Annotated in this window: 10 protein-coding genes; 8 read left to right on the top strand and 2 right to left on the bottom strand. The window is 75.1% G+C overall.

Going from position 1 to position 8,682, the window contains the following annotated elements; translation table 11 throughout:
- Both ACLIYP_RS17615 and ACLIYP_RS17610 read right to left on the bottom strand, forming a co-directional pair.
- Nucleotides 1-1,122: NAD-dependent epimerase/dehydratase family protein (locus ACLIYP_RS17615; protein WP_412714089.1), on the bottom strand; the 1,122-nt coding region annotated here is incomplete at its 3' end.
- Nucleotides 1,119-1,706, bottom strand: coding sequence for a hemerythrin domain-containing protein (locus ACLIYP_RS17610; RefSeq protein WP_412714088.1), 588 nt, complete (start codon nucleotides 1,704-1,706; stop codon nucleotides 1,119-1,121). The genes ACLIYP_RS17610 and ACLIYP_RS17615, both read right to left, overlap by 4 nt.
- A 190-nt stretch (nucleotides 1,707-1,896) precedes the next feature.
- Between ACLIYP_RS17610 and ACLIYP_RS17605 the strand changes: the two genes are divergently transcribed.
- The 8 genes from ACLIYP_RS17605 to mnhG all read left to right on the top strand — a co-directional run bounded on the left by ACLIYP_RS17605 (nucleotide 1,897) and on the right by mnhG (nucleotide 8,676).
- A complete protein-coding gene (locus ACLIYP_RS17605) occupies nucleotides 1,897-2,280 on the top strand; it encodes a hypothetical protein (protein WP_412714087.1) in 384 nt (127 codons plus the stop codon).
- Nucleotides 2,277-2,477 (top strand): DUF2180 family protein, encoded by a 201-nt coding sequence (locus tag ACLIYP_RS17600; protein WP_412714086.1) that lies wholly within the window; start codon nucleotides 2,277-2,279, stop codon nucleotides 2,475-2,477. The genes ACLIYP_RS17605 and ACLIYP_RS17600 overlap by 4 nt, the downstream gene beginning before the upstream one ends.
- 144 nt (nucleotides 2,478-2,621) lie before the next feature.
- Nucleotides 2,622-5,513, top strand: a complete 2,892-nt coding sequence (locus ACLIYP_RS17595) for a Na+/H+ antiporter subunit A (protein WP_412714085.1) — start codon at nucleotides 2,622-2,624, stop codon at nucleotides 5,511-5,513.
- The gene (locus ACLIYP_RS17590) at nucleotides 5,513-5,884 is read left to right on the top strand and encodes a Na(+)/H(+) antiporter subunit C (RefSeq protein ID WP_412714084.1); all 372 of its coding nucleotides are present in this window, start codon (nucleotides 5,513-5,515) and stop codon (nucleotides 5,882-5,884) included. Before ACLIYP_RS17595 ends, ACLIYP_RS17590 begins: the two co-directional genes overlap by 1 nt.
- A complete protein-coding gene (locus ACLIYP_RS17585) occupies nucleotides 5,881-7,395 on the top strand; it encodes a Na+/H+ antiporter subunit D (protein ID WP_412714083.1) in 1,515 nt (504 codons plus the stop codon). The genes ACLIYP_RS17590 and ACLIYP_RS17585 overlap by 4 nt, the downstream gene beginning before the upstream one ends.
- A complete protein-coding gene (locus tag ACLIYP_RS17580) occupies nucleotides 7,392-8,012 on the top strand; it encodes a Na+/H+ antiporter subunit E (RefSeq protein ID WP_412714082.1) in 621 nt (206 codons plus the stop codon). Before ACLIYP_RS17585 ends, ACLIYP_RS17580 begins: the two co-directional genes overlap by 4 nt.
- Nucleotides 8,009-8,275: a monovalent cation/H+ antiporter complex subunit F gene (locus ACLIYP_RS17575; RefSeq protein WP_412714081.1), complete on the top strand. Its 267-nt coding sequence runs from the start codon at nucleotides 8,009-8,011 to the stop codon at nucleotides 8,273-8,275. The genes ACLIYP_RS17580 and ACLIYP_RS17575 overlap by 4 nt, the downstream gene beginning before the upstream one ends.
- Nucleotides 8,272-8,676, top strand: a complete 405-nt coding sequence (mnhG, locus tag ACLIYP_RS17570) for a monovalent cation/H(+) antiporter subunit G (protein ID WP_412714080.1) — start codon at nucleotides 8,272-8,274, stop codon at nucleotides 8,674-8,676. Before ACLIYP_RS17575 ends, mnhG begins: the two co-directional genes overlap by 4 nt.
- Nucleotides 8,677-8,682 lie beyond the last annotated feature (6 nt).

The following is an 8,682-nucleotide window of genomic DNA, read 5'->3' as shown; positions in this document are numbered from 1 at the left end:
CTCGTGCCGCCGCCCGCCCTCCACGACGGGCGCCAGCGGGGCGGTGGGCGCCCCCGCCACCTCGCGCATCCCGCGCAGCAGCTCCCGCAGCGCCTCCTGCGCCGACCGCCTGGGCCGCCAGCCCAGCTCCCCGGCGGCCCGAGTGCAGTCCATCACCGGCAGCCGGAGGAACGCGTCCAGCAGCTCCGGCGGCGAGGGCACCAGCCGCAGCCGCCACGCCAGGCCCGCCGCGGCCCGCACCGGCCCCAGCGGCATCCGCACCGCGCGGGCGCCCAGTACGCCGGCCAGCACGGAGGCGTCCACCACCGGTCCGGCCGCCAGGTTGAAGGCGCCGTGCACCGGTTTCAGGACCGCGAGCCGGTACGCCTCGGCGGCGTCGTCGGTGTGCAGCACCTGGAAGCGCATCCCCGGAAGGGCGGGTACGGCGGGCACCGTGCCGAGTCCGGCCAGCCGCTGCGGCAGGAACGGGCCGGCGAACAGCCTGCGCTGCTCGCTCGCGGCCTCCCGCTTGAAGAGGAAGCCCGGCCGCATCCGCACCACGCGCACCCGGGGGTGGTCGTGCTCGAAGCCGTCCAGCAGCCGCTCCACGTACGCCTTCTCCCGGCAGTACGCGGCGTCCGGCCGGCCGCCGTGGGTCGGCCACGTCTCGTCCACCGCGCGGTTCACGGGGCCGGGGGAGTAGGCGCCCACCGACGAGGCGTACACCAGCGCGGGCACCTCGGCCGCCGCCATCGCGCGCAGCACCCGGGCGGTGCCCAGCACGTTGGTGCGCCAGGTGACCAGCGGATCGCGCGCGGGCTGGATCAGCCAGGCCAGGTGGACCACGGCGTCGGCGCCCCGGAACAGATCCGTCAGCCGCTCCTCGGCGGCCCGCCCGGCCGGGTCCTCGCCGTCGCCGCCGGCCCCGATGTCCGCGCTCGCCCACTCGGTCTTCGGCGGAGTCCACAGCGGTGTGCGGCGGGCGACGCCGAGCACCGAGCCGATCCCCGGGTCGTCGCCCAGGGCCCGCACCACCGAGGTGCCCACATTCCCGGTCGCGCCCAGGACGACCACGCGCAGACCGCCCCCCGCGCGGCTGTCCGCGTCCCTGCCCGCGCCGCTTCCGGCCGGCGCCCCGGTCACCGCCCCTCCTCCCCGTGCCGCGCGTTCCGCGCCCGGTCCACCACGGCGGCGAACGGGCCCGCCCCCGCATCCGCACCGTCCGGCACGGCCGCCGGGTACGGGCGGGTGGGCGCCACCGACTCCGCGGCCCGTACCGCCCGTGCCATCGCCCTGCGCCACTCGGGGTCGCTCCCGGCCTCCAGAGGGGGGAACTCGTACCGCTCCTCGGCGCGCGCGTGCGCCTCCGCCTCCTCGCGCAGTGCCGCGAACTCCCGCAGGAAGGCCGCCCGGCCGGGGCCCGCGCAGTCCATCGACTCCAGCCGCAGCAGCGCCTTTGAGGTCCGCCGCTCCTCCTCCAGCCGCGCCGCGACGATCTCCTCGCCGCCCTCGACGGCGCCGCGCGCGTACGGGTGGACGACCTCCTCCTCGGCGGTCTCGTGCACGGTCACCAGCCGCACCAGCCGCCGGAACGCCGCCCGGCGGCCCTCGTCGCCGGCCGCCTCCACGGCGTCGAACCGCTCCCGGATCTCCTCGTGCCGCCGCACCAGCAGGGCCACCACGTCCTCCTCCGCGGCGGCGCCGGGCGATGTGCCCCGTCCAGCCATCTCGCTCCTCCTCACGACAGGTGCTGTGGCCCGGCGCGGAGTACCCGCACGCCCCCCGGGGAAACGGTCCGGCCCGCCCCGCCACCCCCTCCCGAACTCCGCCCACCGGGGTCGAAACGGGTGCACACCCGGTGTTTCCGCACCTCCGTCCCGGGTACTGCGCCGAGTGCGGAAGGAGGGATGGTGCGGCGTGCTGGTCGGTCTGATGTCGCTGTTAGCGGCCTATCTGTCGGTCGCTCTCCTGACGGCCCGTGTGGTGTACGGCATCGAGCGGGCCCGGATCATCGCGCTGGAGAGCGACTGGCACACGGACGAGGACCCGGTCGAGCGCTTCCGGCGGCAGGGCCAGTCGGCCACCGCGTCGACGGCGTTCCTGTACGGGATGGCCTGGCCGGTCGTCGTGCCCGCCTACCTCTTCTACCGCTGCGCCACGCTGGTGATCACGGGAAGGCCCCCGCTCACCCCCTACGAGCGCGCCGACCGGGCCGAACGGCTGAACGCGCGCATCCGCGAACTGGAGGAGTCGCTGGGGCTGCGCGGCCACGCACTGGACGAGAACGGACCGAGGCCATGAACTGCTACGAGTGCCTGACGCGGGAGCGCACCACCACCGCCGTCGCGGTGTGCTCGCGCTGCCATGTGGGCCTGTGCCCCGAACACCTGCGGATCGACTCCCAGCTCGTCAGGGAGCCGCGGGGGATGGGCCAGGTCACCCAGACACCGGAGGCCCGCCGGGCGCTGTGCGAGGTGTGCGAGCGGGCGGAGGGCTGATCCGGCGTCACCCGGCGTCACCCGGGCCCGCGTACCGGCCCGGGCCCCCGGCGCGACCGCGCCGCTGAAGGGTGTACGGCCACGCGGTGGATGTTCCTTTATGTACGCTCTGTTCGCTCATGCGTGGTTCACCCGGGAGTGCCCTTGCTGGTTCTGATCGCCGCCCACGCCGCCGTGGCCGCCGTCCTCCCCGCCCTGGCGCCGCGCGCCGGGCGCGCCGTGTGGTGGGTGGCCGCCCTGGTGCCGCTGGCCACACTGGTCTGGGCGGCGGCCCTCGCCCCTTCCGTGCTGGACGGGGACACGCCCGTGGAGCACTTCGGCTGGGCGCCCTCGCTGGGTCTTGAGGTCTTCCTGCGGCTGGACGCGCTCTCGCTGCTGATGACGGGCGTCATCAGCGGCGTCGGAGCCGCCGTCCTGGTCTACGGCGCCCGCTACACCTCCGAGGGGCACGGCCGCGAGTCCGCGCTGCTGCTCGCCTTCGCCGGCGTCATGCTCGGCCTGGTCACCGCCGACAACCTGCTGGTCCTGTACGTCTTCTGGGAACTGACCACCGTGGTGTCGTTCCTGCTCATCGCCGGCCGGGGCAGGACCCGCGAGCACCGCGAGGCGGCCCAGCAGGCGCTGGTCGTCACCACCGGCGGCGGCCTGGCGATGCTGCTCGGCTTCGTGATGCTGGGGGAGGCGGCCGGCACCTACCGGATCTCGGAACTGGTCGCCGATCCGCCGTCCGGCGGATACGTGCCCGCCGCGCTGGTACTCGTCCTGGTGGGCGTCTTCACCAAGTCGGCCCAGTTCCCCCTGCACGGCTGGCTGCCCGCCGCGATGGTCGCGCCCACCACGGTGAGCGCCTATCTGCACGCCGCCGCCATGGTCAAGGCGGGCGTCTACCTGACGGCCCGGCTGGCGCCCGGCTTCGCCGACACCGAGCCCTGGCGCCCCCTGGTGCTGACCGTCGGCCTGCTGTCACTGGTCGTCGGCGCCTGGCGGGCGCTGTGGGAGAGCGACCTCAAACGAGTCCTGGCCTATGGAACGATCAGCGAACTCGGCCTGCTCATCGCGCTGTTCGGCTACGGCACCCGCAACTCCGCCCTCGCCGGGGAGGTGATGCTGCTGGCGCACGCCACCTTCAAGGCGTCGCTGTTCCTGATCACCGGCCTGGTCGAGCACCACACCGGAACCCGCGAGATCGGCCGGCTCTCCGGCCTGGGCCGCCGCAGGCCGGTCCTGCTGACCCTGGCCGCGCTCGCCGCCGCCTCCATGGCCGGACTGCCGCCGCTGGCCGGCTACCTGGGCCACGAGGCGTACCTCGACACCTTCTGGAACGCGGCCCGCCACGGCCCCGGGGCGGGCGAGGAGTGGGTGCTGGCCGCCCTGGTGGCCGGCTCCGCGCTCACGGTGACCTACGCCGTCCGCTACCTGTGGGGCGCCTTCGCGAGCCGGCCCGGCGCGGAACCGACACCGCAGGAGGACCCCGGCGACCGGGCGCTCGGCATGGCCGTGCCCATCGCCGCCCTGGTGGCGGCCACCCTGGGCCTGGGCGTGTGGTACACGGGCACCGAGACCCTCACCGAGCCCTACGCCGCGCTGCTGCCGTCCCCTCAGCAGCCGTACCACCTCGAGCTCTGGCACGGGCTGGGACCCGCCCTCGCGCTGTCCGTCGCCGCACAGGCGACGGGCGTCCTGCTGTACCGCCTGCGCCCGGCCCTGTCCGCGGTGCGCGACAGGTCCCCCCGCGCCCCCGACGCGCAGGTGAGCTACCGGCAGGCGGTCCGGGGCCTCGACGAGGCGGCCGCGTGGCTGACCCGCCGCACCCAGGTCGGCTCCCTGCCGGTCTACCTCACCGTGCTGCTGGCGACCGTCCTGCTGGTGCCCGGGGCCGCCCTGCTGCTGAGGGACGTCCCGCTGCCCGCCCCGCCGCTGTGGAACTCGGCCGTCCAGGTGCCGCTGGCGGCCGTCGTACTGATCACCGCGCTGGCGCTCGCGGCCGCCCGGCACCGGCTGGCGGCCGCGCTGCTGGCCGGCGCGGTCGGCTACGGGGTCGCCGGGCTCTTCCTGGTCCAGGGAGCCCCGGACCTGGCGCTCACCCAGTTCCTCATCGAGACGCTGACCCTGGTGGTCATCGTGCTGGTGCTGCGCGGACTGCCGGCCGAACTCGGCACCCGCACCGGTTCCCGCCGCGTACGCCGGCTGCGCCTGGCGGTGGCCACGGCAGCCGGCGCGCTCGTCGCGATCCTGGCCCTGGCCGTCTCCACCGTCCGCCGGGAGCCGGCCGTCTCCGAGTTCTACACCGACCACGTGGAGGAGGCCGGGGCCCACAACGTCGTCAACGCCATCATCGTGGACTTCAGGGCCCTGGACACCCTCGGCGAGATCGCCGTGCTGCTGGTGACGGCGATCGGGGTGGGCGCCCTGATCGGGGTGCTGGGCGGGAGGGCCGCGACCATCCGGGCCCGGCCGCCGGCCGCGGACCGCTACGAGCCCACCGCCCGGTGGGCCCTGCCGCACGAGCAGTGGCTGCCCGAGGCACGGGAGCTGCCCGCCCACGACCGGTCCCTGCTGCTGGAGGTCCTGACCCGGCTGCTGTTCCCGTCCGTGCTGGTGCTCTCGCTCTACCTGCTCTACTCCGGGCACCTGCGCCCCGGCGGCGGTTTCGCCGGAGGACTGGTGGCCGGGCAGGCGTTCACCCTGCGCTACCTGGTGGGCGGGCGCGCCGACAGCGCGTTCGCCGTCCCGCTCGACCCCCGGCTGGTGGCCGGCGGCGGGCTGGCGCTGGCGGCGGCCGCCGGACTGGCCCCGCTGGCCTTCGGCGGCGAACCGCTGGGCGGCGCGCTGGTGAGCGTGACGCTGCCGGTGCTGGGCCACCTGGAGGCGACCACCACCCTGGTCTTCGACACCGGGGTGTACCTGCTGGTCACCGGCGTCTGCCTGAAGCTGCTGTCCGCTGTCGGCCCCGCGCAGCAGACCCCCGAGGAGGCCGCCGGGAAGTCCGGCGGCACACCCGACACCCCAGCCACCCCTACCGGGAGCCGCGCCTGATGAGAGCACTCGACCTGACGACGGCCCTGGTGGTGGGCGGCCTGTTCGCCGTCGGCTTCCACCTGCTGCTCCAGCGCTCCCTGATGCGCCTGCTGTTCGGCTTCCTGGTGCTGGGGCACAGCACCAACCTGCTGGTGCTGATGGCCGCGGGCCCGCCGGGCGATCCCCCCATCACCGGGGAGGGGCACGCACCGGAGGCGTTCGCCGACCCGCTGCCGCAGGCCATGGCGCTCACCGCCATCGTCATCACCTTCGGCATCACCGTCCTGCTGCTCGCGCTCGTCTACCGCAGCTGGCGGCTCCAGGGGCACGACGAGGTCCGCGACGACGTCGAGGACCGCAGGGTGGGGGAGGAGGTGCTGGAGTCGTGACCGGCTGGCTGCTGATCGCACCCGTCCTGCTGCCCGTGCTGGCGGCGGGCCTGTCCCAGGCCGTGTGGCGCAGCGCCGCCGCCCAGCGGCTGCTGGGCACCGGGACCCTGACGGCGGTGCTGGCCGTCTCCGCCGTACTGCTGGTGCTCGCCGACCGGCGCGGTCCGCTGGTGCTCTCCGTGGGAGGCTGGCCGGCGCCGGCCGGGATCTCCCTGGTGGCGGACCGGCTGTCGGCGCTGCTGCTGGTGGTGGCGCTGGCGGTCTCCCTGGCCGTGCTGGTCTTCGCCATCGGCCAGGGCACCGCCGAGGGCGACCTGCCCCGCACCCCCTTCCACCCGGCGTACCTGCTGCTGGTGGCCGGGGTCGCGCTGGCGTTCCTCACCGGCGACCTGTTCAACCTGTTCGTGGCCTTCGAGCTGATGCTCGCCTCCTCCTACGTGCTGATCAACCTGGGCGCCGGGGAGGGCCGCATCCGGGCCGGGATGACGTACACCATCACCAGCCTGCTGTCCTCGCTGCTGTTCCTCACCGCCATCGGGCTGATCTACGCGGCCACCGGCACGGTCAGCCTCGCCGACCTCGGCGACCGCGTCCCGGCCCTCCCCGAGGGGATCCGCAGCGTGCTCAGCCTGCTGCTGCTGATCGTCTTCGGCATCAAGGCGGCCGTGGTCCCGCTCCACTTCTGGCTGCCGGACAGCTACCCGACCGCTCCGGCACCGATCACCGCCGTGCTCGCGGCGCTGCTGACCAAGGTCGGCCTGTACGCCATGGTGCGCACCCAGACACTGCTCTTCCCGCGCTCGGAGACCTGGACCCCGCTGCTGGTCGCGGCGGCGCTGACGCTCCTGGTGGGCATCGTGGGCGCCGTCGCCCAGCAGGACGTCAACCGGCTGCTGTCCTTCGTGCTGGTCAGCCACATCGGGTTCATGCTCTTCGGGCTGTCGCTCTACACCGTCGGCGGCCTCGCCGGAACCGTCCTGTACGCCGTCCACCACATCGCGGCCCAGGCCGCGCTGTTCCTGATCGCAGGCCTGGTGGTGGGCTGGAGCGGCACCGCCAAGCTGTCCCGGCTGGCCCGGACGGCGCCGGCGCCCGGACTGCTGGCCGGGCTGTTCGCCCTCGCCGCCCTCAGCCTGGCCGGGATCCCGCCGCTGTCCGGCTTCGTGGCCAAACTCGCCCTGCTCCAGGCCGGCGTGGAGCAGGGCGGCGCGGCCGTCCTGGCCCTGCTGGCCGCCGCCCTGCTCACCAGTCTCCTCACCCTGTACGTGATGGCCCGGGTGTGGCGGGCGGCGTTCGCCGCCGGCGGGGAGCGGCCGCCCGCCGTGCGCGGCCGCATGAGGGGGCTGCGGCTGATGTCCGGAGCCACGGTCGGCGCCGTGCTGATCGGCGTGGTGGTGGCGGCGGGCGCCGGGCCGCTGGCACGGCTCAGCGAACGGGCGGCGGTGGACCTCCTGGAGCGAAGTACGTACCAGGAGGCCGTACTCGGTGATCCGGACAGGAGGGGCGGATGAGCCCGGCGGACGAGCGGGAACACGGGACCGCGGGCACCCGGGAGGCCCGGGGCGGCCCTCCGCGCCGGACGTCCCGGCAGTGGCCCCTGGCCCTGTGGCTGTGGGTGCTGTGGATCGTGCTGTGGGGCTCGGTGAGCCCGGTCGTGCTGGTGGGCGGGGCGGTGGTGGCCCTGCTGGTGGTGGTCCTCTTCCCGCTGCCCTCGATCGCCCGGCGGGCCAGGCCCCACCCGCTGTGGCTGCTCCTGCTGCCCGCGCACCTGCTGGTCGGACTGGTCGGATCGGCCGTCGCAGTGGCCCTCGAGGCGGTACGGCGCGGTCCGCGGGTGCGGGCCGCGGTGCTGGAGGTCCCGCTGCGCTCGGAGAGCGACCTGATGATCGCCGCCACCGCCAGCATGGCCTCGCTGACACCGGGCACCCTCGTGCTGGAGATCGACCGGGACCGGCGGCGGCTCTACGTCCACGCGCTGCCCGCCCGTGACGCCCAGGAGGTGGAGCGCCGCCGCGGCGAGGTCGCGACGGCCGAGCGGTGGGTGATGCGGACCATCGGCCCCGCCGGGATGCGGAAGGACCCGGACCGGCGGGAGCGGGGATACGGGGGAGAGGAGGAGCGCGGGTGAGCGTGGTCGCGACCGTCGCCCTGGCCCTGCTGTCGGTCACCGCCGTGCTGGTGGTCCACCGCCTGGTGCGCGGCCCGCACGCGCTGGACCGGATCGTGGCGGTGGAGATCCTGGTGACGACGGTCGTCGCCGGGGCCGCCGTGGCCGTGGCGGTGTGGGAGTACACCTCGGCCGTACTCGTCCTGCTGGTGCTGGCGCTGCTCGGCTTCATCGGGTCGGTGACGGCGGCGCGGCTCGCCGAGGAGCGGGAGGACATGCGGTGAACGGGCTCCTCCAGACGGCCCTGGAGGCCGCCACGGCCTTCCTGCTGCTGTGCGGTGCCGTCTTCTGCCTGCTGGGAGGCGTCGGGCTGGTGCGCTTCCCGGACACCGTCACCCGGCTCCAGGCGGCCGCCAAGGCGCAGAACCTGGGGCTGCTGCTGATCCTGATCGGAGCGGCCCTGCGGGTGCCCCTGCCGTACGCCGGGCTGCTGCTGCTCATCGCGGTCTTCCAGCTGACCACCGTGCCCGTCCTCGGCCAGATCGTCGGCCGGATCGCCTACCGCACCGGCGCGGTGGAGCGGCACACCCTCACGGTGGACGAACTGGCCGAGCGGCTCGCGCCCCCGGACGCCCCGGACGCCGGCGAGGGCGATGACGGGGGCGGACGGGGGCGCGGGACCTGAGCCGCG

Origin of the sequence: Streptomyces nanhaiensis, from assembly GCF_046614825.1 — a bacterium.
GTDB classification, from domain to species: Bacteria; Actinomycetota; Actinomycetes; order Streptomycetales; family Streptomycetaceae; genus Streptomyces; species Streptomyces radiopugnans.
The sequence above is the reverse complement of the archived record's forward strand: the minus strand, read 5'-3'. Positions and strand labels throughout refer to the sequence as shown.